Raw genomic sequence first — 26,004 nt, forward strand, 5'->3', positions numbered from 1 at the left:
TAGGATCGCGCTGCCCCCCATCTGCCTGCCCTCCTTCGCAGCAGCTGCGCCGCTGCTACGGAGGGGTGAACCGGCACCTTCCGCCCGTTGAACGGGCCGAAGGACACTGTCTCCGCCACCGCTCCAGGGAGCCGTTCCTCAGCCAATGACCTATGCCGTGTCCGAAATTCGATCCGCAGGACAGCCGCGAAAGAGGCGGCTCTCCTATGCCAATTTCGAGCCTTGGCTTTATCTCAGCCCGGCGATCATCCTGCTGATCGTGGTGCTTTTGGTGCCGCTGGTCATCGGCATCAGCTACTCCTTCCGCAAATTCTCGGCTTTCAAGTCGGAGTATGTCGGGCTTGGCCAGTACCAGGCGATGCTGTCGGATCAAGTGCTGGGGCAGGCATTGGTCAACACGCTGTGGTGGACGGTCGCCAGCCTGTTCTTCCAGTTCTTTCTCGGTCTTGGCCTGGCGCTGCTGCTCGACAAGCCGTTCTGGGGCCGCAAGGTGGTGCAGGCGCTGGTGTTCCTGCCCTGGGCCGTGCCGTCCTTCCTGTCGGGCCTGACCTGGGCCTGGCTGTTCAACCCGATCGTCGGACCGCTGCCGCACTGGCTGTTCGCATTGGGTCTGAAGGCGGAGCCGACCAATGTGCTTTCCGATCCTGCCACCGCGATGTGGGGGCCGATCATCGCCAATGTCTGGTTCGGCATTCCGTTCTTCGCCATCACGCTTCTGGCGGCGCTGAAATCCATCCCGTCCGAACTGCACGAGGCGGCGGCGATCGACGGCGCTTCGCCCTGGCAGCGCTTCACCAAGGTGACGCTGCCGTTCCTGGCGCCGACGATCGCCATCACCGTCATGCTGCGCACCATCTGGATCGCCACCTTCGCCGACCTGATCTTCGTCATGACCGAGGGTGGGCCGGCCGGCTCGACCAACACGGTGCCGGTCTACATCTATGTCAGCGCTTTCAAGTCACTGGACAAGGGCTACGCCTCGGCGGTCGCCGTGCTGCTGCTTGTCCTGCTGATTGCCTATGCGATCGCGCTGATCGCCATCCGCCGCTCCCTGGTGAGGCACGTCTGATGATCGCGGGACGCTCGACTTCACAACGATTTTTCGGCGGCATCGGCCTCTATGCCGCGATCGCGGCCTATCTGGTCTTCGCCCTGTTCCCAATCTACTGGACGCTGAAGATTTCGGTCACGCCGGAGCGGCTTCTCTATTCCGAAGGCATCACCTTCTGGCCGTCGCGCATGACATTGCAGAATTTCGTCACCGTGCTCGAGGCCACCGATTTCCCGCGCTATTTCCTCAACAGCGTCATCGTCTCGGTATCGACAGCTGCACTGGTGACGGTCATTGCCACGCTCGCCGGCTACGCCATGTCGCGATTCACCTTTCGCGGCAAGGCGGCACTGGCCCTGATGCTGCTTTTGACCCAGACCTTTCCGCTGGTGATGGTGATTCCGCCGATCTACCGCGTGATGGGGCAGATCGGCCTGATCAACAGCCTGACCGGGCTGATCATCATCTACACCGCCTTCAACACCGCCTTCGCCACCTTCCTGATGCAGTCCTTCTTCGACGGCATCCCCAAGGATCTGGAGGAGGCGGCGATGATCGATGGCTGCACCCGCGCGCAGGCGATGCGCCGCGTGATCGTGCCGTTGACGCTGCCCGGCATGGGCGCGACCCTGGGCTTCGTCTTCACCGCCGCCTGGAGCGAGCTTTTGTTCGCGTTGATGCTGATTTCCAGCGATGGCCAGAAGACCTTTGCTGTCGGCCTGCTCACGTTCATCGGCAAGTTCGCCGTCGACTGGGGACAGATGATGGCGGCGTCGATCCTGGCGCTGATCCCGGTCTGCATCTTCTTCGCTTTCCTGCAACGCTATCTCGTCACCGGCCTGACCGCCGGCGCCGTCAAAGGGTAGATCGATGGCTTCTGTCACTCTCGAAAAGGTCCGCAAGGATTATGGCGCCGTCCGCGTCCTGCATGCGGTCGACCTTGAGATCGCCGATGGCGAGTTCGTCGTGTTGGTCGGCCCGTCCGGCTGCGGCAAGTCCACGCTTTTGCGCATGATCGCCGGGCTGGAGGAAGCTTCCGGCGGCGAGATCCGCATCGGCGAACGGCTGGTCAACGACGTGGCGCCCAAGGACCGCGACATCGCCATGGTGTTCCAGTCCTATGCGCTTTATCCGCATATGGATGTGTCGAAGAACATGGGCTTCAGCCTGATGCTGCGGAAAGCCGAGAAGCCGGCGATTGACGCCAGGGTCGACGGCGCGGCCAAGCGGCTGGGTTTGGACACCTACCTTCAGCGCCTGCCACGCCAGCTGTCCGGGGGCCAGCGCCAGCGTGTCGCCATGGGCCGCGCCATCGTGCGTGATCCCAAGGTTTTTCTCTTCGACGAGCCGCTGTCGAACCTCGACGCCAAGTTGCGCGTCCATATGCGCGCCGAGATCAAGGCGCTGCACCAGCAGCTGAAAACCACCTCTGTCTACGTCACGCACGACCAGATCGAGGCGATGACCATGGCCGACCGGATCGTCGTCATGCATGACGGGCTGATACAGCAGGTCGGCGCGCCGCTCGATCTCTACGACCGCCCGGCCAACATGTTCGTCGCCGGCTTCATCGGCTCGCCGGGCATGAATTTCCTGCCGGCGACGGTTCGCAAGGGCAGTGGATCGGAAGCGGTGCTGGCCGATGGCCAGGCGCTGCGCCTGCCCGACGACCTGCCGCTTAGGGATGGCGATGCGATCACAATCGGTCTGCGGCCCGAGCATATAAGATTGGCCGAAGACGGCGCGCTGCGGGGCGAGGTGGGTGTGGTCGAGCCGCTCGGCCTTTCGACTCAGTTCTACGTCAAACTGGCCGGCCAGCAGCTTTGCGTCTTTGCCATGGGCCGCGCCGGCGTGAGGCCCGGCGATGTTGTGGGTCTGGCGGCTGATCCCGCGTCGCTACATCTTTTCGATGCGAAAAGCGGTGATCGAATCGGTTGAGCAGCCTCAGTCCGGGCTGAAGAAAACCGAGCCGGGATTGAGGGGTTCAGCCTGAAGTAGCTGCCTTGCAAACAAAAACGCCGCCCGAGGGGCGGCGTTTCGGCATTTCAAAGGGAAAACCCAGATTACTTGATCTTGGTTTCCTTGAATTCGACGTGCTTCTTGGCGACCGGGTCGTACTTGCGGAACGACAGCTTGTCGGTCTTGGTACGGCTGTTCTTGCTGGTCACGTAGAAGAAACCGGTGTCGGCGGTCGACAGAAGCTTGATCTTGATGTTTGCGGCTTTGGCCATGGTATCAGTCCGTTCGTTCGTGGAGTTTTGGCCGCTGGAGCACGGGGAAAACACCCGGACGCGGGAAACTTGGCGCGACACATAAAGAACGTGCCTGGAAAGTCAAGCCCGGCGGACCCGAAGTGATCCGCCCGCGCAGCCCATTACGCGCAAATCAGGCGATTTCCGCCTCAGGCGCCGCGACCTTCTTCCAGTCTCCAGTCGTGTTCCACCAGCGATTCGGATTGGCGCGGTCATCCAGCCCCTTGGAGCGGCTGGCGAGGATCGGCTGGATGCGGATTACCGGCTCCTGATAGGAATGCGCCTGGAAAATCGACTCGACGACACGGGCCGCCAGCGCCTGGTCGTCCGGCAGTTCGAACGAAACCTCGACCGTGCCCGGGCGGCGACGCAATTCGGTTTCAGCGCCGGCCGCGGCACCCTCGAGCGGCCTGTAGCGCTCGACGCCATGGGCGGACTGATAGGCGTTGCGGTCATACTTGCCCATGGCCAGCGGGGCGATCGCAACCACCGCGTCCATGATGCGGTCGACATCCGCGGCAGGAGCCTGGAAGGTTACGAGCAGCAGGAGCGTCATTCGCAGGGACGTTGTTTCAAAGCCGCTGTCGATCATGGGAGTGTCCTCGACTTCCGATGTTTTTGGGACACTCTTTTAACCCGGCGCTGCTGACACGGTTCTGTCAGCAGCGGTTGCTGCGTCGCAGCGTCAGAGGAGAATCTTGCGGACGAGCCTGACGCCGACCAGCGCCATATAGGCGCCGAAGAACAGACCGAGCGACCAGCCGAAACCGGATGGTCCGAAAGCATCCATGCCGATCCCGATCGCCTGCGGGCCAAGCACCATGCCGACGCCATAGCAGAGCACGAAGGCGGCGTTGGCTGACGCCAGTTCGTGGCCGGAAAGCTGCGAGCCGAGATGGGCAAGGCCGATCGTGTACATGGCGGCCACCACGCCGCCCCAGACGAACAAAAGAGCAGCCATCAGATGCCAGTTCTGGGCGAAGAACGGCATGAACACCGTGCCGACGAGGCCGACCGTGGCGCAGCCGAGCAGCAGATAACGGCGATCGCTGACGCGGTCGCTGATCATGCCGATCGGGATCTGCAGCAGCACGTTGCCAAGGCCGATCATGGTCAGCAGCAAGGCGGCGTCGGCTTCCGAATAGCCGATCCGGTTGCCATAGACAGGGAACAGCGCAAAGCCGCCGGTTTCGACCGCGCCGAACACCAGCACCGCGGCGGTAGCCGAGGGCACCAGCCAGATGTAACGCAGGAAATTGCTGGTTTCGCCATCGGCGACAATCGAGGGGCTTTCGTTCCGCGCTGCCAGCACCGGTATCGCGGCCAGCGTCACCAGCGCGATGATCACGCCGAACGGCCTGAAGCCGGAACTGCCGAGATGGGCGAACAGCCACGGTCCCGCGGCAAAACCGAGCGAAAGGACGGTGGCGTAGATGCCAAGGACAAGGCCGCGCCGGTGCGGCGGCGCCGACGTGCTGATCCAGAATTCCGACAGGATGAACAGCACCGTCAGTGCGATGTGCAGCACGATGCGCAGCGGGAACCACATCCAGAAGTCGGGCGCGAAATGGAAGCCGACGAAGGCGAGCGCACCGGCGGCGATCATGGCGATCATGGTCCAGGCGACACCCAAGCGCATGGCGAGCGGCGTGGCGAGGGGCGCACCGGCAATCGAGGCCAGGCCGGCGACGGCGGTGTTGAGGCCGATCATGGAAGCCGAGTGGCCACGCGTTTCCAGGATGACGCTGAGCAGCGGCATGCCGAGGCCAATGGCAATGCCGACGACGCTGATCGACGATATCGCCGCCACCATCGGCAGCCAGTGTACGCGTTCGTCGCCCTGTGGTTGGGTATCGACCGTCATGGGATGCTGAATACTCTGTCTGTTATCTTACGCAATTCCGGACGGAAACCGCGTCACACTTCCTGGAATTGCTCTAAAGAAGTTCGCGGGTGAAGCGGTTGCGGACAAGCCGGTAGAAGGGGACGGGACCTCCTGGACGCAGCAGTGGATCATGGGCGAGGCGCTTTTCCAGCTCGTCCAGGATCATTCGAGTGATGTCGGGTATGTCGGCTTCCCTGGCCTTGGCAAGCGGCAGCCAGACCAGTTCCTCGAGTTCGTTGGTCGGACCACCGCCCGGTAGTTCGACGGCGACATCGTTGCGCCAGGCGCTGAAAAAGCGCGTGTCGAAGCGGCGTACCCGGTTGGGCGGGGTGATGGCGCGCGCGATGTAACGCAGCGTTTCGAGTGAAGGCCTGACGCCGTGTTCGACAAAACCTTGCCAGTCACTCATGTCGGTCGCAAAGGCTGCCTTCTGGCCGATCAGCAGCCCGGCTTCCTCGTAGGTCTCACGGATGGCGGACAGGGCGACGGCGCGAGCCCGCGCGGCACTGGTACGGCCGGGGCCGGCAAGCAGCTTTGCTTCCTCGTCGCGATGCAATGCCGTCGCCGTTGCGACGCGGCTGTCGGCCGGATCGGTGCGGCCACCGGGGAACACGAATTTTCCGGGCATGAAGGCGTGGCCGGCGTGGCGGCGGCCCATCAGCACCAGCACCTCGTCGCCTTTGCGGTCGAGCAGGATCAGGGTCGCGGCATCACGCGGACGCAGAGGCCGGCCGCGATGCGCGGCAAGACCCTTGTCGAGCTTGTCGACGGCCGCCTTGGTCATTGCTTCCATGCGCAGGACCTAGCGGAAACTTCTTGCATGCGAAAGTGGCCTTAGCGATTGGCGTGTTGCGCCAGCGGCGCGTCAGGCGCCGTGATGGGTCTCGGTCCCATCCTTTTCGCCACCGAAGCCGTGCATATAGAATGCCCATTGCAGTCCGATGACGGCGCCTTTGACAGGCTGCAGCAGGGCAACCGACAAGAGGATGGTCAAGGGCACCCAGATGGCGATGTGCTGCCAGGTCGACAGGTCGGATGTCGCCTCGACACCCATGAAGGCGCCAAGCACGATGTGGCCGACGATGACGATGACCAGATAGGCCGGCAGGTCGTCGGCGCGATGGTGATGGATTTCCTCGCCGCAGACGCTGCAGGTTTCGACGGTCTTGGTGAAGCCGCGGAAAAGCTTGCCTTCGCCGCAATTCGGGCAGCGGCCCAGAAGGCCACGCTTCATCGCCGTCCACAACGGGCGGGCGGCCCGGCCCGTATGATGTTCGCCGCCGAAAACCTGTTCTTGTATCCCTAGTTCTTTTTGCATCATCGTCTCCTGCCGCGCGAACCCGGTCGCGATTGCGACGCACGGGCGCGGCCTTTGGCCTTGTGAAACGACCTGCTGGAGCCTGGCAGGGGCTTCGGGTCGGTCAACATCTCGAAACGCATCGCTCCGGCCATCGGTGCCACCTCGACAAGGCGGACCTCGACGCGGTCCGCCAGTTGGTAGCCTTTGCCAGAGCGCTCTCCGAATAGGGAGCGAGCCGTTTCGTCGTATATATAGTAATCGCCGCCCAGAGTTGACACGGGGATGAAACCATCGGCGCCATATTGCGGCAATTGGACAAAAAGTCCTGATTTGGTGACGCCGGAGATGCGGGCATCGAAGCGGTCGTCGATGCGCTCGGCGAGATAGGCCGATATCAGCCGGTCGACCGTATCGCGTTCGGCCGCCATGGCACGCCGTTCGGTGCCGGAAATCAATACCGCGACATCTTCCAGCCGCGCCGCTTCATCCTGCGTCAGTCCTCCCGGACCAAGGCCGAGCGCAGCGATAAGGCCGCGATGAACGATCAGGTCGGCGTAGCGGCGGATCGGTGAGGTGAAATGCGCGTAGCGCCTGAGGTTGAGGCCGAAATGGCCGATGTTCTTGGGCGAATATTCGGCCTGGCTCTGCGAGCGCAGCACCACTTCATTGACCAGCGCCTCGTTGTCGGCGCCGCGCACGCGCTCCAGAATACCGTTGAACTGGCTGGGCCGCATCTGCGCGCCGCGCGCCAGCGACAGGCCGAGCGTCTGCAGGAACTCGCGCAGCGATTCCTGCTTGGCGAGCGAGGGCGCATCGTGGACGCGGTAGACCAACGCGTGCTTCTTCGCCTCCAGCGTCTCGGCGGCGGCGACGTTGGCCTGGATCATGAACTCTTCGATGAGCTTGTGGGCATCGAGCCTTTCCGGCACGATGACGCGGTCGACCGTGCCATCGTCCTTCAGCAGGATCTTGCGCTCCGGCAGGTCGAGTTCGAGCGGCTGGCGATCGTCGCGGCCGCGCTTGATGATCGCATAGGCGTCCCAGAGCGGCTTCAGCACCGTGTCGAGGATCGGGCCGGTCTTGTCGTCCGGCACGCCGTCGATGGCCGCCTGCGCTTGCGGATAGGCAAGCTTCGCCGCGGATTTCATCATCACGCGGTGGAAGGAGTGCCTGATTTTGTGGCCGTCGGCGGAGAAGGTCATGCGCACGGCAAGCGCCGGGCGATCCTGACCTTCGCGCAGCGAACAGAGATCGTTCGAGATGCGTTCGGGCAGCATCGGCACGACGCGATCAGGGAAATACACCGAATTGCCGCGCTTCAAGGCTTCGCGGTCGAGCGCCGTGCCGTAGCGCACATAGGCGGCGACATCGGCGATCGCCACCGTTGCGATAACGCCTCCCGGGTTCTTCTCGTCGAGGTCGGGCGTCGCAAAGACAGCGTCGTCATGGTCCTTGGCGTCGGCGGGATCGATGGTAACCAACGGCAGGTCGCGCCAGTCCTCGCGGTGATCGAGCGTCGCCGGCTTGACCGCCTCGGATTCGGCGATGACGTCGGCCGGGAAGATGTGCGGTATGTCGTGGGCGTGGATGGCGATCATCGAGACCGCCTTTTCGCTGGTCAGCGAACCCAGCACGTTCAGTACTTTTGCCCGCGGCAGCCCATAGCGGGAGGCGCGTGCGGGTTCGACCTCGACCAGGTCGCCGTTTTTGGCGCCGTTCTGGAATTCCTTGTCGACGATCAGTTCGGGCTGGCGGCGTTCCACCGGCTCGATGCGGAATGTGCCGTCCTTCAGCACGCGGAAGACGCCGAGAACGGCATCGTTGCGCTTCTCGAAGATCTTCATCACCCGTCCGGTGTAGGCGGGGCCGGAGGGATCATCGGTCGGGAAGGTCTTGGCCAGCACGCGGTCGCCGATGCCCGGCGCCGGTCCGTTGCCGCCGCGCGACACGCGGATCGATACGACGGGCGGTTCGCCGGTGCCCACGGACTCGGCCGGATGCGCCAGCAGGATGCCGTCGCCGTCACGGCCAAAAATGTCGAGCACGGCGACATGGGGAAGGGCGCCGACGCGGGCCAGCCGCTTGCGCTCCTTGGTGAGCACACCTTCCTCCTGCAGGTCGCGCAGAATGTCTTTCAGCCAGATGCGGTCGTCGCCGCGCAGCGCGAACGCCTTGGCGATGTCGCGCTTTCCGGCACGGTCGGGGTTTTCGGCGATGTAGCGCAGGATTTCGTCGCGCGAGGGCCGGTAGTCGTCCTTGACCTTGGCCCTGGTGTCGGCGGTGCGCGGATCGCCGTGGCTTCGTCCGGAAATCCTGCGCGCCACGCCGTCCTACCCTTTTTTCTTCGCGGCCGGCTTTTTTGCCGCCGTTTTCTTGGCAGCGGGGGCCTTGGCCGCTGCCGCCTTGCGGAACGGCTTCTTGCCGCCGCCGCCTTTGGCTTCCTTCTCGGCAATCAGCGCCAGCGCATCTTCCACGGTCACCGATTGCGGATCCTTGCCCTTTGGCAGCGTGGCGTTGACCTTGCCGAAGTTCACGTAAGGTCCGTATTTGCCGTCGCGCACGACGATCTTGCCGCCGCCGTCCGGATGGTCGCCGAGCTCCTTGAGGGCCGCCGCGGTGCCACCGTTGCGGCCGCCCTTGGCCTTCGACTGCTTCTCGGCGATCACGGTGACGGCGCGGTTGAGGCCGATGGAGAACACGTCCTCGATGCTGTCGAGATTTGCGTAGGTGCCGTCATGCAGCACGAACGGGCCGTAGCGGCCGAGCCCGGCCGAGATCATCTTGCCGGATTCGGGATGTTTTCCCACGTCGCGCGGCAGCCCTAGCAAGGCTAGCGCCTTCTCATGGTCGATCGATTCGGGCGTCCAGCCCTTGGGCAGGCTCGAGCGTTTTGCTTCCTTGCCGTCACCGCGCTGCAGGTAGGGGCCGAAACGGCCCGAGCGCAGCGTGATTTCCTCGGCCGTATAAGGGTCCTTGCCGAGCACCTTGGTGCCGTCCTCGCCGCCGCCATTCTCGCCATTCGGGTTGGCGGCGTCGCCGAGCTGGCGGGTGAACGAACATTCGGGATAGTTCGAGCAGCCGACGAAGGCGCCGAACTTGCCGAGCTTGAGCGACAGGTTGCCGGTGCCGCATTTCGGGCAGATGCGGGGGTTCGAGCCATCCTCCCGCGCGGGAAACACCAGCGGCGCCAGTTCCTCGTTGAGCGCATCGAGCACGTCGGTGACGCGCAGTTCCTTGATGTCGGCGACGGCGCCGGAAAAATCCTTCCAGAAATCGCGCAGCACGTCTTTCCACGCGAGCTTGCCGTCCGAAATCTCGTCGAGCTTCTCCTCCAGCGAGGCGGTGAAGTCGTATTCGACGTAACGCTCGAAGAAGCTCTCCAGGAAGGCCGACAGCAGGCGGCCCTTGGCCTGCGGCACCAGCCGGCGCTTGTCGATCGTGACGTAGTCGCGGTCCTCGAGCGTCTTCAGGATCGCCGTGTAGGTCGAGGGCCGGCCGATGCCGAGCTCTTCCAGCTTCTTGATCAGCGACGCCTCGGAATAGCGCGGCGGCGGCTCGGTCGTGTGCTGGGTGGCGTTGATCGCCTGGCGGGCAAGCTGCTCGCCGGCGCGGATTTCGGGCAGACGGCGGTTTTCCTCGTCTTCGGCGTCGTCGTCCTTCTGGTCGGTGTATGCGGCAATGAAGCCGTCGAAGCGAACCACGGAACCAACGGCGCGAAGCTCGGCGGTGCGGGCGCCGTTCACAGCCTCGATCTCGACGGTGGTGCGTTCGATCTCGGCCGGCTGCATCTGGCTGGCGATGGCGCGCTTCCAGATCAGCTCATAGAGCCGCGCCTGATCGGCATCGAGATATTGCCTGACCGATGCCGGCGTGCGCATGAAATCGGTCGGGCGGATGGCTTCGTGCGCTTCCTGGGCGTTCTTGGCCTTGGCGGTGTACTGGCGCGGCTTTTCGGGCAGGTATTTTGGGCCGAATTCCTTGGCGATGGCGTCGCGGGCACCGTCGATCGCTTCGGGCGCCATCTGGACGCCGTCGGTTCGCATATAGGTGATGAGGCCGGCGGTCTCGCCGCCAATGTCCATGCCTTCATAGAGGCGCTGCGCCACCTGCATGGTGCGGGTGGCCGAGAAACCGAGGCCCGACGAGGCGGCCTGCTGCAGCGTCGAGGTGGTGAAGGGCGGACCGGGATTGCGTTTGGTCGGCTTGGCCTCCACCGACAACGCCTTGAAAACAGCGCCCTCGAGCATCGCCTTGATGTCGTCGGCCTGCGTCTTGTTGGCGATGTCCAGCTTCTGCAGCTTCTTGCGCTCGAAGGCAGTGAGCCGCGCTTCGAAGGTCTCGTTGCGCGGGGTGCCGAGGAGAGCTGATATCTGCCAGTATTCCTCGCGGATAAAGCGCTCGATCTCGGATTCGCGGTCACAGACCAGACGCAATGCGACAGACTGGACACGGCCGGCCGAGCGGGCGCCCGGCAATTTGCGCCACAGCACCGGCGACAGCGTGAAGCCGACGAGATAGTCGAGCGCCCGCCGCGCGAGGTAGGCATCGACGAGCGGCACGTCGATCTGGCGCGGGTTGGCCATCGCTTCCAGCACCGACGATTTGGTGATGGCGTTGAAGACGACGCGGCTGACCGGCTTGTCCTTCAGCGCGCGCTTCTGCCTCAGCACTTCCAGCACATGCCAGGAGATGGCCTCGCCCTCGCGATCCGGGTCGGTGGCGAGGATCAGGCCGTCGGCGTCCTTGACCGCCTTGGCAATGTCGGCGAGGCGCTTGCCGGACGCGGTGTCGACCGCCCAGGACATGGCGAAGTCTTCATCCGGGCGCACCGAGCCGTCCTTGGCCGGCAGATCCCTGACGTGGCCGAACGAGGCCAGAACCTTGTAGTTCCTGCCGAGGTATTTGTTGATTGTCTTCGCCTTGGCCGGCGATTCGACGACGACGACGTCCATGAGGTCTCTTATCTGCTGTGATGCGCCAGAAGAATTCCGCTGCGCGCGACGAAATCTCGTTTCTGTTTGTCGCTCACATGGCCGCGCTTTTCCATCCGGTCAAGGGGAAGCGCCCAAATTGCAGGGCTGTCCGCAGCAATACACTCTAAGAGTGTATGGAGAAAATCACAGAATTTCGCTCAGGCGAGATGATGGCCACCGGTCACCGGAAATGGTCACTCGTTTCCGGTGAGTCGACGAATTGCGTTGCGTGCCGGACCCGTTCGAACGCCCCATCAGACGAAGCTGGTCGCCAGACGCATGGAGGATGCGGGCGACCAGCTGACGTCCCGCCAGCAGGCGGGAATGGTGTGAAGACTCAGTTGGCCTTGGCGATGTGCCAGACGCCTGCGACGCCGTCGCCGGTCACATCGCCGGCTTTCTTGTCCTTGATGAAGGTGTAGACCGGCTTGCCGTCGTAGGCCCACATCTTGGTGCCATCGGTGCGGTCGACGACGCTCCACTCGTCATCCGCCTTGGCGCCGGCTTCGGCCTTCAGTGGCGGCCAGTTGGTGGCGCATTTGTCGTAGCAGTTGGTCTTGCCCTTTTCGTCCTTGTCGTAGGTGTAGAGCGTCATGCCCATGGCGTCGGTGTAGATCTTGGTGCCGTTGACCTCGGCTTCCTTCCACGCCTCGGCGGCGAAGGATGCGGCGGTGCTGAGAAGCAGTGCGGCCAGCCCTGTGGCTATGGTCTTCATGGAAATCTCCCTGGCTGATATCTGGAGACGCGCGGAATTTGCGGCCTCGACATGCCAACGCCCGCCGGCCATCGGTTCTTCCCGAACAGGAACGTTTGGCGTTTAGCCGATGGTAACAATTCTCCCTGTCCGGCCGTACTCGGGTGTGGCGCGGCGGGAATCCCGGCCAGTCCGATTGCCTAGATGGCGATCGGTTGCGACAGAATGGTGATTGGCCAACATGGCGGAGCGTCGCTATATCGGCGGAACAGTCGGAGCTTTGGAATGGCATTGGACATCGGCTATGTCAGCGCGATCGGGGCGGGGGCCATCTCGTTCCTGTCGCCTTGCGTGCTGCCGCTGGTGCCGCCCTATCTCTGCTACATGGCCGGTGTGTCGGTCGACGATTTTCGCGGCAATGCCGGTGTGACGGCAAGGCAAGGCGCGCGCGGCGCCCTGCTTTATTCCTCGATCGCCTTCGTGCTCGGTTTCTCCACCGTGTTCGTGGCGCTCGGCGCCGGTGCCTCGACCATCGGCCGGCTGCTGCGCGTCTGGCAGGAGCCGCTGGCGATGGCCGCCGGCGTGCTGATCATACTGATGGGCCTGAATTTCCTCGGCATATTGCGCATTCCGCTGTTGTCGCGCGAGGCGCGCTTCCAGTCGCAGGGCAAGCCGGCCAGTGCCGTCGCCGCCTATGTCATGGGACTGGCCTTCGCCTTCGGCTGGACGCCCTGCATCGGCCCGGTGCTGGGGCCGATCCTGACGCTGGCCGGCGGGCGCGAAACCGTGGGCGAGGGCGCGCTGCTGCTCGCTGCCTATTCGCTCGGGCTCGGCATTCCGTTCCTGATCGCGGCGCTGTTTTCCGGCGCCTTCATGCGTTTCCTCGGCAAATTCCGCGTCCATCTCGGCCGGGTCGAGAAGGCGATCGGCGCGTTGCTGGTGGTCGCCGGCGTGTTTTTCCTCACCGGCGGGGTGCAGAGCGTGTCGTATTGGCTGCTGGAGAATTTCCCGGTTCTGGGGCGGCTGGGATAGCGACCCAGGATCTTACTGTTGACCTACTGATCAAAAGTCGGTCGCTATACCTATCTCACCGGAATTTAACCGCATTGGTGCAGCATGGCGCCGCTGCTAGCATGATTTTGATTCCCGACCCTTTTCAGATGGTTGCCTATCCATGAGCCAGAGATCCTGCCTGTCCGTTATCCTCGCCGCCGGCGAAGGCACGCGCATGAAGAGCGCGCTGCCGAAAGTGCTGCATCAGATCGCGGGGCTGCCGATGGTCGCCCATGTGGTGAAGGCGGCAGAAGCCGCGGGGGCGAGCAGCCAGGCGCTGGTGATCGGGCATGGCGCGGATGACATGCGCAAGGCTGCGGCAAAGTTTGCGCCGAAGGCAGAGACCTTCGTGCAGGAGAAGCGGCTCGGTACGGCGCATGCGGTTCTTGCGGCTCGCGAAGCGATATCAAAGGGATATGACGATGTGCTGGTGATGTTCGGCGACACGCCGCTCATCGACGCGGATGCGCTGACAGTGGCGCGGTCGAGGCTGGCGGAAGGAGCAGCCGTCGTGGTCATCGGCTTTCGGCCGCCCAGCCCGACCGGCTATGGCCGGCTGATCGAAAAGGATGGGAGGCTGATTGCCATCCGTGAGGAAAAGGATTGCTCCGAAGAGGAGAAAAAGATCGGCTTCTGCAACGCCGGCATGATGGCAGTGGCTGGTGGCCATGCGCTGATGCTGCTTGACGCCGTCGGCAACAAGAATGCCAAGGGTGAGTATTACCTGACCGACATCGTCGAGATCGCCACCGCACAAGGCCTCGATGTCGTCGCCACCGAGGCCAGTTTCGAAAGCGCGCTCGGTATCAACAATCGCGCCGAACTGGCGCAGGCGGAAGGCATCTGGCAACAACGCAGGCGTCATGAGGCGATGCTGTCCGGCGTGACGCTGATCGCGCCGGAGACCGTGTATTTCTCGCACGATACGGAAATCGGCGCCGATACGATCGTCGAGCCGAATGTCTGGTTTGGTACGGGCGTGAAGATCGCCGACGGCGCAAAGATCCACGCCTTCAGCCATATCGAAGGCGCCACTATCGCCACGAATTGCGATGTCGGGCCATTCGCGCGGCTGCGACCGGGCGCCGATCTTCGCAACAAGGCAAAGGTGGGCAATTTCTGCGAGGTCAAGCAGGCCGTCGTCGAGGACGGCGCCAAGATCAACCATCTGACCTATATCGGCAATGCCAGGGTCGGGGCGGGCGCCAATATCGGCGCCGGCACCATCACCTGCAATTATGACGGCTATTCGAAATTCTTTACCGAAATCGGCGAACGCGCTTTTGTCGGTTCGAACTCGTCGCTGGTGGCGCCCATATCGATCGGCAAGGGCGGATACATTGCGTCGGGCAGCGTGATCACCGAAAGCGTCCCGGACGACGCGCTGGCCTTCGGCCGCGCCCGGCAGAAGACGATCCCGGGAAAAGGCAAGGAATTGCGAGAGCGCTTAGCGTCGGCCGCGGCGGCGAAGAAGAAGTAAAACCGGACCGCCGGAAACCAAACGATTTCAGTAACGGGATTGCAAGAGCGGTCTGGCATGGTGCATGCATGCGCAACCGTCCGTTACACCGGGCGAAATGCAATGTGACTTTCATGGCAGGCCGGCCATCCCTAAATAGCGCCGGTTTTCCATGGGGAATCGGGGGCTGTCTGCATGTGCGGTATAGTTGGAATCGTCGGCCATTCGCAGGTTGCGCCGCTCATCGTCGACGCGCTGAAGCGGCTCGAATATCGCGGCTATGACTCGGCAGGCGTCGCCACCATCGAGAAGGGTCAACTTGGCCGTCGCCGCGCCGAAGGCAAGCTGATCAACCTCGAACGCAGGCTCAAGGAGGAGCCGCTCGGCGGCACGATCGGCATTGGCCATACCCGCTGGGCAACGCATGGCGTACCGAATGAAACCAACGCGCATCCGCATTTTTCCGACGGCGTCGCCATCGTCCACAACGGCATCATCGAGAATTTCGCCGAACTGCGGGACGAACTGATCCGCGACGGCTATTCTTTCTCATCGCAGACCGACACCGAGGTTGTCGCCCATCTGGTGGCACGCGAGCTTGCCAAAGGGTTGAAGCCGGTCGAGGCCGCGCACAAGGCCCTGAAGCGGCTGGAAGGCGCCTTTGCGCTGGCGATCATGTTCAAGTGTGACGAAGACCTGATCGTCGGCGCGCGCAACGGACCGCCTTTGGCTGTCGGCCACGGCGATGGCGAGATGTTTTTGGGATCGGACGCCATCGCGCTCGCGCCATTCACCAATTCGATCACCTATCTCGAAGATGGCGACTGGGCCGTGGTGCGCCGCGACGGCGTCGCCATTTTCGATATCGACGGCAAAAAGGTCGAGCGCAGGCGGCAACAATCGTTGTCGACCTCCTTCATGGTCGACAAGGGCAACCGGCGCCATTTCATGGAGAAGGAAATCCATGAACAGCCCGAGGTGATCTCGCACACGCTGGCCCATTATGTGGACTTCGTCTCCGGCGTGTCGAAGCCGCTCGATCTGCCATTCGACTTCGCCAAAATCGGCCGGCTGGCGATCTCCGCCTGCGGCACCGCCTATCTCGCCGGCCTGATCGGCAAATACTGGTTCGAGCGCTATGCCCGGCTGCCGGTCGACATCGATGTCGCCTCGGAGTTCCGCTATCGCGAGATGCCGCTGTCGGCCAACGATGCCGCCTTCTTCATCTCGCAATCGGGCGAGACCGCCGACACGCTGGCCTCGCTGCGCTACTGCCGCAAGGCCGGCATGAAGATCGGCGCCGTCGTGAATGTGCGGGAATCGACCATGGCGCGCGAATCCGACGTGGTGCTGCCGACATTGGCCGGGCCCGAGATCGGCGTCGCCTCGACCAAGGCTTTTACCTGCCAGCTGTCGGTGCTGGCGTCGCTTGCCGTACGCGCCGGCGTGGCGCGCGGCACGATTTCGAAAGAACAGGAAAAAAACCTGGTGCGCGCGCTCTCGGAAGCGCCGCGCTATGCCAACCAGGTGCTCAAGCTCGAAGAGCAGATCGAACGCATCGCGCGAGAACTCTCGCGCTACAAGGACGTGCTCTATCTCGGCCGCGACACCAATTTCCCGCTGGCCATGGAAGGCGCGCTGAAGCTCAAGGAAATCTCCTACATCCATGCCGAAGGCTATGCCGCGGGCGAGTTGAAGCACGGACCGATCGCACTGATCGACGAGAACATGCCGGTGATCGTCATTGCGCCGCATGACCGCATTTTCGAGAAAACCGTGTCCAACATGCAGGAAGTAGCGGCTCGCGGCGGCAAGATCATCCTGATCACCGACGCCAAGGGCGCCGCACAGGTAAGCGTTAAGACCATGGAGACGATCATCCTGCCGGACGTGCCGGAAATCATCTCGCCGATCATCTACGCGCTGCCGATCCAGATGCTGGCCTATTTCGCCGCCGTGTTCATGGGCACCGACGTCGACCAGCCGCGCAATCTGGCGAAGTCGGTGACGGTGGAGTAAGTTCGCCCCATACCTTCGTCATCCACGGGCGAAGCAAGAGCCAAGCTCCTGCGCGGACCCGAGAAAGGGCGATTGTTTTCGGCTGGTGGTCGACGGAAACGGCTCCGTTTGGGCCTCCCGCTCGACGCGGTTGCAAAGGCACTTTTTTAAAAACTTCGCAGTTCCAAAGCTCGCGGCGGTTCATTAATGTTGCGCTGCAACCCGCGCCCCGGTGAACCATGTCCGACGCTCCCAAGACCTCCGGCATGACCCGGCTGAGGAACTATTTCCTCACAGGTTTCATCGTCTGCGCGCCGCTGGCGATCACCGCCTACATCGCCTGGTCGTTCATCGGCTGGGTCGATTCCTGGGTAAAACCCTATATTCCGGCGCGTTATAGTCCAGACACCTATTTGCCGTTCCCGGTCCCGGGGTTTGGGCTGATCGTCGCCTTGATCCTGATCACGCTGATCGGTTTTCTCACCGCCAACATCGTCGGCCGCGCCATTGTCGGGTTCGGCGAGCGCCTGCTTGGCCGCATGCCGCTGGTGCGCGGCATCTATGGCTCGCTGAAGCAGATTTTCGAGACCGTGCTGTCGAACAAGGGCGACATGTTCCGGCAGGTCGGGCTGGTCGAATATCCGCGCAAGGGCGTGTGGTCGCTGGTGTTCGTCGCCAGCGAGAAGGAAACCGAGATCAACCAGAAGCTCGACCAGGAAGGCGACCCGTTGATCGCCGTGTTCATGCCTTGCACGCCGAACCCGACGACGGGCTTTCTTATGTATGTGCTGAAGTCGGACATCGTGCTGCTCGACATGACGATCGAGGACGGCGCCAAGCTGATCGTTTCCGCAGGGCTGGTGGCGCCCGAGGTGAAGACAAAGATGGTGACGCTGAACGGCGAACCTATCAATGGAATGGTGGCCAATCCGCCACTGGGGCCTCATCCGGCGCGCAAGAGCCGTACCGCCTCGTCGCGGCCGAACAAATAGAGCAACAGGCGCAGCGCTTCGCCCCGGTCGGATTGCAGCTCCGGGTCGCGTGACAGGATCAGCCTGGCGTCGTCGCGGGCAGCCTCCAGCAGATCGGCATGCGCCTCGATCCGCGCCACCTGGAAGCCCGGTGTGCCGGACTGGCGGGTTCCCAAAAGCTCGCCTTCGCCGCGCAATTTCAGGTCTTCCTCAGCGATCAAGAAGCCGTCCTCGGTCTCGCGCATGACAGAAAGTCGGCGTTTTGCGGTCTCGCCGAGCGGATCCTTGTAAAGCAGCACGCACGAGGAAGGCTTGTCGCCGCGCCCGACCCGGCCGCGCAGCTGGTGCAGTTGCGCGAGGCCAAAACGCTCGGCATGTTCGATGACCATGACCGTGGCGTCAGGCACGTCGACGCCGACCTCGATGACCGTGGTGGCGATCAGGATGCGGGTCTCGCCCTGTTTGAAGGCGCGCATCGCCTCGTCTTTCTCGGCTCCCTTCATGCGGCCGTGGACAAGGCCGATGCGGTCGCCGAACAGCGGCTTCAGTGAAGCAAAGCGGTCTTCGGCCGACATCAGCTTGATCTCTTCTGACTCTTCGACCAGCGGACAGATCCAGTAGATCTTCTGGCCGCCGGCGACGGCGTCCTCCATGCGAGCGACCAGTTCGTCCAGCCGCTCAAGCGGCAACGTGACGGTGCGGATCGGCTGGCGGCCAGCCGGTTTCTCCGTCAGTTTCGACACATCCATGTCGCCAAAGGCGGTCAGCACCAGCGTGCGCGGGATCGGGGTCGCCGTCATCACCAGCATGTCGGGCGCATCGCCCTTGGCGGTGATGGCAAGCCGCTGGTGGACGCCGAAGCGATGCTGCTCGTCGATGACGGCGAGCACAAGATCGTGGAAGGTGACCGTCTCCTGGAACAGCGCGTGGGTGCCGACGACGATGTCGATCTCGCCGTTCGCCAGGCCGGCCAGCGTGTCGGTGCGTTCGCGGCCTTTCTCGCGGCCGGTCAGGATGGCGACACGCAGCCCGACCTTGGCGGCTAGTGGCGCGATGGTCGCCAAGTGCTGACGCGCCAGGATTTCGGTCGGCGCCATCAGTGCCGCCTGGCCGCCGGCCTCGACGGCGCGCGCCATGGCGAGCAGCGCCACCACCGTCTTGCCGGACCCGACATCGCCCTGCAGCAGCCGCAGCATGCGCTCGGGATCGGCAAGGTCGGCATTGATTTCGGCCAGCGCGAATTCCTGGCTCGCGGTCAGCGAATAGGGAAGGGCGGCGCGCAGTCTCTCGACAATGCGGCCGTCGCCAACCAGGGGACGCCCGGACAGGCGGCGGACCTTTGACCGCACCAGCGCCAGCGAGACCTGGCCGGCCAGCAACTCGTCATAGGCAAGGCGGCGCCAGGCAGCGCCATCAATGGAAACGTCGATCGGGTCGGCCGGATTGTGGATGCGGGTAAGCGCATCGGCAAAGGTGGGAAAGGCATGCCGGCGCATGAAAGCGGCATCCTGCCATTGCGGCAATTCGGGCAGGCGCGCCAACGCTTGGCCGATCGCGCGGCGTAGCACCTTGCCGGAGAGGCCTGCGGTGAGCGGATAGACCGGTTCGACCAGCGGCAGGTTTTCCGCCTCGCTGGCCAGGGCGATATGGTCGGGGTGGACCATGGTCGGGCGGCCGTTGAACCATTCCATGCGGCCGGAGACCACGACATGCTCGCCAACGGGCATAGCTTTTTCGAGATAGGCCGCGTGGGCATGGAAAAAAGTCAGGCCGATTTCGCCGGTGTCGTCATGGGCGTAGACCCGGTACGGCACCGCCCTGTTGCCGCGCGGCGGCGGCTGATGGCGGTCGATGCGCAGGTCGAGGGTGACGATCTGCCCTTCCGCGGCACCTGCGATTCCTGGCCGGCTGCGGCGGTCGATGACGGTATGCGGCAGCACAAACAGAAGGTCGCCCGCACGGGCCGCGCGATCACCGAGATCAGCCGTGACGACCTTCTCGATCAACGCGCCAACCTTCGGCCCGACACCGGCAAGCGAAGTGATCGGGACGAACAGCGGATCGAGGATGGAAGGACGCATAATGTCAGCTTATGTTGCGACGGCCTCAGCGCAAGGCTGACAGCACCTTCTATCCACGCTATATGCGCCGCAGCAAGTGAGGATGCGGCACAATGACCGGAACGAAACGATCGAGCGAGGCGCTGGACGCCCACCGCCGCAAGCTCTTGTTCCGCTCCTGGCATCGTGGCATGCGCGAGATGGATCTCATCCTCGGCACCTTTGCCGACGCCGAGATCGGTGCCTTGACCGGCGGGGAAATCGACCAATATGAAAGGCTCCTCGATATTCCCGACACCGAATTCCTGCCGTTGATCACTGGCGAACGCCCGATCCCCCAGGATATCGATTGTGCGGTCCTGCAAAAAATCTTGGCGTCCCGCCGGACCATGACATTCTGAACACAAGCAATTCCAGGAAAAGCGCAAAGCGGTTTCCCACGGGAATTGCGATAATCAAGACCGTGATTTGATGAGCCTTGTTCCCACCATAGGTCTGCCGAAAGGCCGTGCCGGCCAGTTTATCGTCGACGGGGTTGCCGACGGCTACGAAGCCTTCGCGCTGGTGCAGGCCGCACTCGAAATCGCGCCCGACAAGCCGGTGCTGTTCGTGGCGCGAGACGGCCAGCGCCTGCCGGCAATCGTCGAGGGATTGGCCTTCGCCGCACCAGACCTACCGGTGTTGGAACTGCCGGCCTGGGATTGCCTGCCCTACGATCGCGTTTCGCCCGGTTCGGACGCCGCGGCCAAGCGTCTCGACGCGCTCACCGCCATGATCGCGCTGGCGAAGAAACCGCATCGCGCCGTCATCCTCACCACCGCCAATGCACTGCTGCAGCGCATTCCACCGGCCGATCTTGTCGAAGCGCAGACGTTTCACGCCAGGCCCGGCAACCAGATCGACATGAATGCGCTGATCGCGCGACTGGAAACATCAGGCTTCGAGCGCGTGCCGACGGTGCGCGGCATCGGCGAGTTCGCCGTGCGAGGCGGCATTCTCGACCTGTTCGCCCCGGGCTGGACCGAGGCGCTGAGGCTCGATTTCTTCGGTGATACGCTGGAATCGATCCGCGTCTTCGACGCCGCCACCCAGCGCACCACCGGACAGCGCAAATCGATGGCGCTGCAGGCGATGAGCGAAGTGGCGCTGACACCAGAAACCATAAGCCGCTTCCGCCGCTCCTATATCGAAGCCTTTGGCGCGCCGCAGCGCGATGACGGGCTTTACGCGGCGGTCAGCGAGGGCAGGCGCTTCGCCGGCATGGAGCACTGGCTGCCGTTCTTCTACGAGCGGCTGGAGACGGTGTTCGATTATCTGCCGGATACGCCGGTTGTTTTCGACCATCTGGCGCATGAGGCGCTGGCTGAACGCCATACGCTGATCCTCGACCACTACGAGGCGCGCCGGAAGCAGGCCGACGCCGCGCTGAAGGATGCGGTGCCCTACAAGCCGGTGGCGCCGGATCTGCTTTACCTGTCGCCGGAAAACCTGATTGCCTCGCTCGGGCCGCGCGAAGCGATCGACTTCACGCCGTTCGACGCGCCGGATGCCGGTGCGAAAAAGGTCTACCACGCCGGCTCGCGACATGGCCGCAGCTTCGTCGAGGAACGCGCCGATCCCAACGTGAATGTCTTCGACGTCGTCGTCAGGCACATCGCCGACGAACGCGCGGCGCGCCGCCGCGTCGTCATCGCCGGCTGGACCGAAGGCTCGCTCGACCGGCTCGGCCAGATCCTCGCCGAGCATCATCTGGGCAATCTCAAGCAGGTCGAAACGCTTGCCGAGGCCGAAAAGCTCGAGCCGGGGCAGGCGGCGCTTGCCGTTCTGCCGCTCGAATCCGGCTTCGAGACCGAAAAGCTGGTCGTCGTCGCCGAACAGGACATTCTGGGCGACCGGTTGATCCGGCGCTCGAAGCGCAAGAAGCGCGCATCTGACTTCATTGCCGAGGCCTCGGCCTTGTCGGCCGGCGATATCGTCGTCCATGCCGACCACGGCATCGGCCGCTTCATCGGTTTGCGCACCATCGAAGCGGTCGGTGCGCCGCATGACTGCCTGGAAATCCACTATGCCGGCGACGACCGGCTGTTCCTGCCAGTGGAAAACATCGAGCTTCTGTCACGCTACGGCTCTGACACAGCCGAGGCGACGCTGGACAAGCTCGGCGGCGGCGCCTGGCAGTCACGCAAGGCAAAGCTGAAGCGGCGCCTGCTCGATATGGCCGGGCAGCTGATCCGCATCGCCGCCGAACGCCAGATGCGCGCCGCGCCGGCGCTGGTGCCGGCCGAAGGCCTGTACGACGAATTTGCCGCGCGTTTCCCCTATGAGGAAACAGACGACCAGCAGACGGCGATCGACTCGGTCCGGGACGACCTCGGCGCCGGCAAGCCGATGGACCGGCTCATCTGCGGCGATGTCGGTTTCGGCAAGACCGAAGTGGCGTTGCGCGCCGCCTTCATCGCAGCCATGGAAGGCTTCCAGGTCGCCGTGGTGGTGCCGACGACGCTGTTGTCGCGCCAGCATTTCAAGACGTTTTCGCAGCGCTTTTCCGGCCTTCCCATCCGTGTTGCCCAGGCCTCGCGGCTGGTCGGTGCCAAGGAACTGGCGGAGACGAAGAAGGCTCTGGCCGAAGGCCAGGTCGACATCGTCGTCGGCACCCATGCGCTGCTCGGATCGTCGATCTCGTTCAAGAACCTCGGCCTGCTGATCATCGACGAGGAGCAGCACTTTGGCGTCAAGCACAAGGAGCGGCTGAAGGACCTGAAGACTGACGTCCATGTGCTGACGCTGTCGGCGACGCCGATCCCGCGCACGCTGCAACTGGCGCTGACGGGCGTGCGCGAACTGTCGCTGATCGCCACGCCGCCGGTCGACCGCATGGCGGTGCGCACCTTCATCTCGCCGTTCGATCCGCTGGTCATCCGCGAGACGCTGCTGCGCGAACGCTACCGTGGCGGCCATTCCTTCTATGTCGTGCCACGCATCAGCGATCTCGCCGAAATCCATGATTTCCTGAAAGAATCCGTCCCCGAACTGAAAGTTGCGGTGGCCCATGGCCAGATGCCGCCGGGCGAACTCGACGACATAATGAATGCCTTCTATGACGGCCAGTACGACGTGCTTCTGTCGACGACCATCGTGGAATCCGGTCTCGACATCCCGACCGCCAACACGCTGATCATCCACCGCGCCGACATGTTCGGCCTGTCGCAGCTCTACCAGCTGCGTGGTCGCGTCGGCCGTTCCAAGGTGCGCGCTTATGCGCTGTTCACGCTGCCGGCGAACCGCAAGCTGACCGACACCGCAGAGCGCCGGCTGAAGGTGCTGCAGTCGCTCGACACGCTGGGCGCCGGCTTCCAGCTCGCCAGCCATGATCTGGACATCAGGGGCGCCGGCAATCTTCTGGGCGAGGAGCAGTCCGGCCATATCAAGGAGGTCGGTTTCGAGCTCTACCAGCAGATGCTGGAGGAGGCCGTTGCCGAGGTGAAGGATTCCGGCGAGGTGCTGGATGGCGGCTGGTCGCCGCAGATCGCCGTCGGCACGGCGGTGATGATCCCGGAAAGCTATGTGCCCGACCTGCAGCTCAGGCTGGCGCTCTACCGCCGTCTCGGCGATCTCGAAAACACCGAGGAGATCGACGCTTTCGGCGCCGAGCTGATCGATCGCTTCGGCTCGCTCCCGGACGAGGTGAAGCATCTGTTGAAGATCGTCTTCATCAAGGCGCTTTGCCGCAAGGCCAATGTCGAGAAGCTCGATGCCGGGCCGAAGGGCGTCGTCATCCATTTCCGCAAGCGTGAGTTCCCCAACCCGGTCGGGCTGGTCAAGTTCATCGGCGAACAGGGGGCGTTGGCCAAGATCCGGCCGGATCACAGCGTCGTCTTCACCCGTGACTGGCCGACGGCCGAGAAGCGGCTGGCAGGTTCTGCCGTGGTCATGACGCAGTTGGCGCGGTTGGTGGAGAAGGCGGCGTAGCCCACCCGACCCATTCGCCAGCACTGAAATTCCAGTCTAGAATAGGAAATCGGCTTCGTGTATGGAGCCGCCACCCCATATAGGGGCGGGAAGTGGCGGGTGATGATACCCGCCGGAAAGAGCGTTGGGTGCAGCGATGACGAAATGGTTGCCGAATTCTTGGAGAGCAAAGCCGATCAAGCAGGTTCCTGCCTATCCGGACCTTGCCGCACTGAAGAACACGGAAGCCCAACTCGCTACCTTCCCGCCGCTGGTCTTTGCCGGCGAGGCACGCAAGCTGAAGAAGCAGCTGGCGGCGGTCGCAAACGGCGACGCCTTCCTGCTCCAGGGCGGCGACTGTGCCGAAAGCTTTGCCGAACATGGCGCCGACAACATCCGCGACTTCTTCCGCGTCTTCCTGCAGATGTCGGTCGTCTTGACCTTTGCCGGCGCGCAGCCGGTGGTGAAGGTCGGCCGCGTCGCCGGCCAGTTCGCCAAGCCGCGCTCGTCCGACAACGAGACCAAGGGTGGCGTGACGCTGCCCAGCTATCGCGGCGATATCATCAACGGCATCGAATTCGACCAGAAGTCGCGCATTCCCGATCCCGCCCGCCAGGAAATGGCCTATCGCCAGTCGGCAGCGACGCTCAATCTTCTGCGCGCCTTCGCCCAGGGCGGCTATGCCAGTCTGGAGAACGTGCATCGCTGGATGCTCGGCTTCGTCTCCGACAGCCCGCAGGGCGAGAAATACGAGTCGCTGGCCAACCGCATCACCGAAACGATGGACTTCATGAAGGCCGTCGGCATCACCTCGGAGACCAATTATGCGCTGCGCGAGACCGATTTCTACACCAGCCATGAAGCACTGCTGCTCGGTTATGAGGAGGCGCTGACCCGCGTCGATTCGACCTCGGGCGACTGGTACGCCACCTCGGGCCACATGATCTGGATCGGCGACCGCACGCGCCAGCCCGATCATGCGCATGTCGAATATTGCCGGGGCATCAAGAACCCGCTCGGCCTGAAATGCGGCCCATCGCTGACCGCTGACGGCTTGCTGGAGCTGATCGACCTGCTCAACCCCGAGAACGAGCCCGGCCGGCTGACGTTGATCGCCCGCTTCGGCTCCGACAAGGTCGCCGACCATCTGCCTAAGCTGGTGCGCGCGGTGCAGAAGGAAGGCCGCAGCGTGGTCTGGTCGTCGGACCCGATGCATGGCAACACGATCGAGGCCGCCGGCTACAAGACGCGGCCGTTCGACCGCATCCTGAAAGAGGTGCAGACCTTCTTCGAGGTGCACCGCGCCGAAGGCACGCATCCCGGCGGCATCCATGTGGAGATGACAGGCAAGAACGTCACCGAATGCACGGGCGGTGCGCGCGCCATCACCGCCGAGGAACTGCAGGATCGCTACCACACCCATTGCGACCCGCGCCTCAATGCCGATCAGGCGATCGAACTGGCCTTCCTGGTGTCGGACCTGCTGAAGAAAAGCCATCCGGTGCAGCACAAGCAGGTCGCCAACGGCTGACTGCCGCGGTCTCTGTTGGACTCAGAGCAATTTCAGGAAAAGCGTGAGCGGTTTTCCTGAAATTGTACCAAAACAAAGAGTTAGAAGGCGCTGGAGGAATCTGGCGCCTTTTTCGTTCCGTGGCGATGCCGCCCGAACAGTCGCCGCGTCAAACCTTACGAAAATTTATGCCCGCTCGACCATTGCCAGACCAACATTGAGGCGAAGATTTGCCGCCGAGATTTCCTTATTCGGCTAGGATTCGGCAATGGCAATGGAAGACGCCACCCAGGAGCACCTTGAGGCCGCCGAGCATGCCGAACATGCCGCGCAGCAGGGCAATCCGTTTCTGACCACGGTCTCGGTAACCATTGCGGTGCTGGCGGTCCTTGCCGCGACGGTGGGCAGTTTCGAGTCGCTCGAAACCGCCGAAGCGATCAACGACAAGAGCGAGGCGGCGTACCTCCAGAACAAGGCCAGCGATCAGTGGAGCTTCTTTCAGGCGAAAAGCATCAAGAAGAACAGCTATGAGATCGCCTCCGCGATGGGCGGTCCCGTTGCCGACCAGTTCCGGGCCAACGCCAAGCGCAACGAGGCCGACGGCGCGGAAATACAGGCCAAGGCGACCGAATTTGAAAATCAGGTGGACGAAAAACTGCGTGATAGTGACGTCCGGGAACATCGCCACCATGTGCTGACCTTCGCGGTGACTCTGTTGCACATCTCGATCGCCGTTGCGACCTTGTCGATCATTACCCACGGCAAGCGCTGGCCTTGGATCGGCTCGCTGGCGCTTGGCGCGATGGGCGTCATCGCGGCCGGCTTCGCCTATGTCTGACCTCGCCGGCTT

General features: G+C 63.4%; 20 protein-coding genes. 11 read left to right on the forward strand and 9 right to left on the reverse strand.

The genetic code is table 11. The features are described 5' to 3' along the window. The first annotated feature begins 145 nt into the window (after positions 1-145). Genes EB233_RS18230 through EB233_RS18240 form a run of 3 tightly spaced genes read left to right on the forward strand, consistent with a single transcriptional unit; the run spans position 146 to position 2,989 of the window. Positions 146-1,069: a carbohydrate ABC transporter permease gene (locus EB233_RS18230; RefSeq protein ID WP_027052040.1), complete on the forward strand. Its 924-nt coding sequence runs from the start codon at positions 146-148 to the stop codon at positions 1,067-1,069. Further along, positions 1,069-1,917 carry a carbohydrate ABC transporter permease gene (locus EB233_RS18235; protein ID WP_064988515.1) on the forward strand — a complete coding sequence of 283 codons (849 nt, stop codon included), beginning with the start codon at positions 1,069-1,071 and terminating at the stop codon, positions 1,915-1,917. The genes EB233_RS18230 and EB233_RS18235 overlap by 1 nt, the downstream gene beginning before the upstream one ends. Positions 1,918-1,921: 4 nt before the next feature. Further along, the gene (locus EB233_RS18240) at positions 1,922-2,989 is read left to right on the forward strand and encodes an ABC transporter ATP-binding protein (protein ID WP_064988516.1); all 1,068 of its coding nucleotides are present in this window, start codon (positions 1,922-1,924) and stop codon (positions 2,987-2,989) included. Positions 2,990-3,114: 125 nt separating this feature from the next. Here EB233_RS18240 and rpmG read toward each other — a convergent pair whose 3' ends face one another. From rpmG to EB233_RS18280, 8 genes are all read right to left on the reverse strand, one after another. Next, on the reverse strand, positions 3,115-3,282 hold the full coding sequence (rpmG, locus tag EB233_RS18245; protein WP_006201775.1) for a 50S ribosomal protein L33: 168 nt from the start codon (positions 3,280-3,282) through the stop codon (positions 3,115-3,117). Between the two features lie 154 nt (positions 3,283-3,436). After that, complete coding sequence (locus EB233_RS18250; RefSeq protein ID WP_064988517.1) at positions 3,437-3,895, reverse strand: YqfO family protein; 459 nt, start codon at positions 3,893-3,895, stop codon at positions 3,437-3,439. A gap of 93 nt (positions 3,896-3,988) precedes the next feature. Then, on the reverse strand, positions 3,989-5,167 hold the full coding sequence (locus EB233_RS18255) for an MFS transporter (RefSeq protein ID WP_064988518.1): 1,179 nt from the start codon (positions 5,165-5,167) through the stop codon (positions 3,989-3,991). A gap of 73 nt (positions 5,168-5,240) precedes the next feature. Then, a complete protein-coding gene (locus tag EB233_RS18260; RefSeq protein ID WP_064988519.1) occupies positions 5,241-5,981 on the reverse strand; it encodes an NUDIX hydrolase in 741 nt (246 codons plus the stop codon). A gap of 72 nt (positions 5,982-6,053) precedes the next feature. Next, a complete protein-coding gene (locus tag EB233_RS18265) occupies positions 6,054-6,506 on the reverse strand; it encodes a DUF983 domain-containing protein (RefSeq protein WP_064988837.1) in 453 nt (150 codons plus the stop codon). After that, complete coding sequence (gene rnr, locus EB233_RS18270) at positions 6,506-8,812, reverse strand: ribonuclease R (RefSeq protein ID WP_064988520.1); 2,307 nt, start codon at positions 8,810-8,812, stop codon at positions 6,506-6,508. Before rnr ends, EB233_RS18265 begins: the two co-directional genes overlap by 1 nt. A 6-nt stretch (positions 8,813-8,818) precedes the next feature. Then, positions 8,819-11,440 carry a type I DNA topoisomerase gene (topA, locus tag EB233_RS18275; protein ID WP_064988521.1) on the reverse strand — a complete coding sequence of 874 codons (2,622 nt, stop codon included), beginning with the start codon at positions 11,438-11,440 and terminating at the stop codon, positions 8,819-8,821. 358 nt (positions 11,441-11,798) lie between these two features. Then, positions 11,799-12,176, reverse strand: coding sequence for a COG4315 family predicted lipoprotein (locus tag EB233_RS18280; RefSeq protein ID WP_064988838.1), 378 nt, complete (start codon positions 12,174-12,176; stop codon positions 11,799-11,801). 264 nt (positions 12,177-12,440) lie between these two features. Here EB233_RS18280 and EB233_RS18285 point away from each other — a divergent pair, with 264 nt between their 5' ends. The 4 genes from EB233_RS18285 to EB233_RS18300 all read left to right on the forward strand — a co-directional run bounded on the left by EB233_RS18285 (position 12,441) and on the right by EB233_RS18300 (position 17,657). After that, positions 12,441-13,187 (forward strand): cytochrome c biogenesis CcdA family protein, encoded by a 747-nt coding sequence (locus EB233_RS18285; RefSeq protein ID WP_064988522.1) that lies wholly within the window; start codon positions 12,441-12,443, stop codon positions 13,185-13,187. A 142-nt stretch (positions 13,188-13,329) separates the two neighbouring features. Continuing rightward, on the forward strand, positions 13,330-14,688 hold the full coding sequence (glmU, locus tag EB233_RS18290; RefSeq protein ID WP_064988523.1) for a bifunctional UDP-N-acetylglucosamine diphosphorylase/glucosamine-1-phosphate N-acetyltransferase GlmU: 1,359 nt from the start codon (positions 13,330-13,332) through the stop codon (positions 14,686-14,688). Between the two features lie 174 nt (positions 14,689-14,862). Beyond that, positions 14,863-16,686 (forward strand): glutamine--fructose-6-phosphate transaminase (isomerizing), encoded by a 1,824-nt coding sequence (gene glmS, locus EB233_RS18295; RefSeq protein ID WP_064988524.1) that lies wholly within the window; start codon positions 14,863-14,865, stop codon positions 16,684-16,686. Positions 16,687-16,904: 218 nt separating this feature from the next. Beyond that, on the forward strand, positions 16,905-17,657 hold the full coding sequence (locus tag EB233_RS18300; RefSeq protein ID WP_027052027.1) for a DUF502 domain-containing protein: 753 nt from the start codon (positions 16,905-16,907) through the stop codon (positions 17,655-17,657). Here EB233_RS18300 and recG read toward each other — a convergent pair. Beyond that, complete coding sequence (recG, locus tag EB233_RS18305) at positions 17,609-19,717, reverse strand: ATP-dependent DNA helicase RecG (RefSeq protein WP_064988525.1); 2,109 nt, start codon at positions 19,715-19,717, stop codon at positions 17,609-17,611. The genes EB233_RS18300 and recG overlap by 49 nt on opposite strands. A gap of 92 nt (positions 19,718-19,809) precedes the next feature. Here recG and EB233_RS18310 point away from each other — a divergent pair, with 92 nt between their 5' ends. The 4 genes from EB233_RS18310 to EB233_RS18325 all read left to right on the forward strand — a co-directional run bounded on the left by EB233_RS18310 (position 19,810) and on the right by EB233_RS18325 (position 25,992). Beyond that, positions 19,810-20,097 carry a succinate dehydrogenase assembly factor 2 gene (locus tag EB233_RS18310; protein ID WP_064988526.1) on the forward strand — a complete coding sequence of 96 codons (288 nt, stop codon included), beginning with the start codon at positions 19,810-19,812 and terminating at the stop codon, positions 20,095-20,097. A 70-nt stretch (positions 20,098-20,167) separates the two neighbouring features. Then, positions 20,168-23,665 (forward strand): transcription-repair coupling factor, encoded by a 3,498-nt coding sequence (mfd, locus tag EB233_RS18315; protein ID WP_064988527.1) that lies wholly within the window; start codon positions 20,168-20,170, stop codon positions 23,663-23,665. Positions 23,666-23,801: 136 nt separating this feature from the next. Continuing rightward, positions 23,802-25,175 (forward strand): class II 3-deoxy-7-phosphoheptulonate synthase, encoded by a 1,374-nt coding sequence (locus EB233_RS18320; protein ID WP_064988528.1) that lies wholly within the window; start codon positions 23,802-23,804, stop codon positions 25,173-25,175. Positions 25,176-25,422: 247 nt separating this feature from the next. Further along, complete coding sequence (locus EB233_RS18325) at positions 25,423-25,992, forward strand: DUF4337 domain-containing protein (protein ID WP_244277599.1); 570 nt, start codon at positions 25,423-25,425, stop codon at positions 25,990-25,992. Positions 25,993-26,004 lie beyond the last annotated feature (12 nt).

The sequence above is a fragment of the Mesorhizobium erdmanii genome (genome assembly GCF_013170725.1).
Lineage (GTDB): Bacteria > Pseudomonadota > Alphaproteobacteria > Rhizobiales > Rhizobiaceae > Mesorhizobium > Mesorhizobium erdmanii.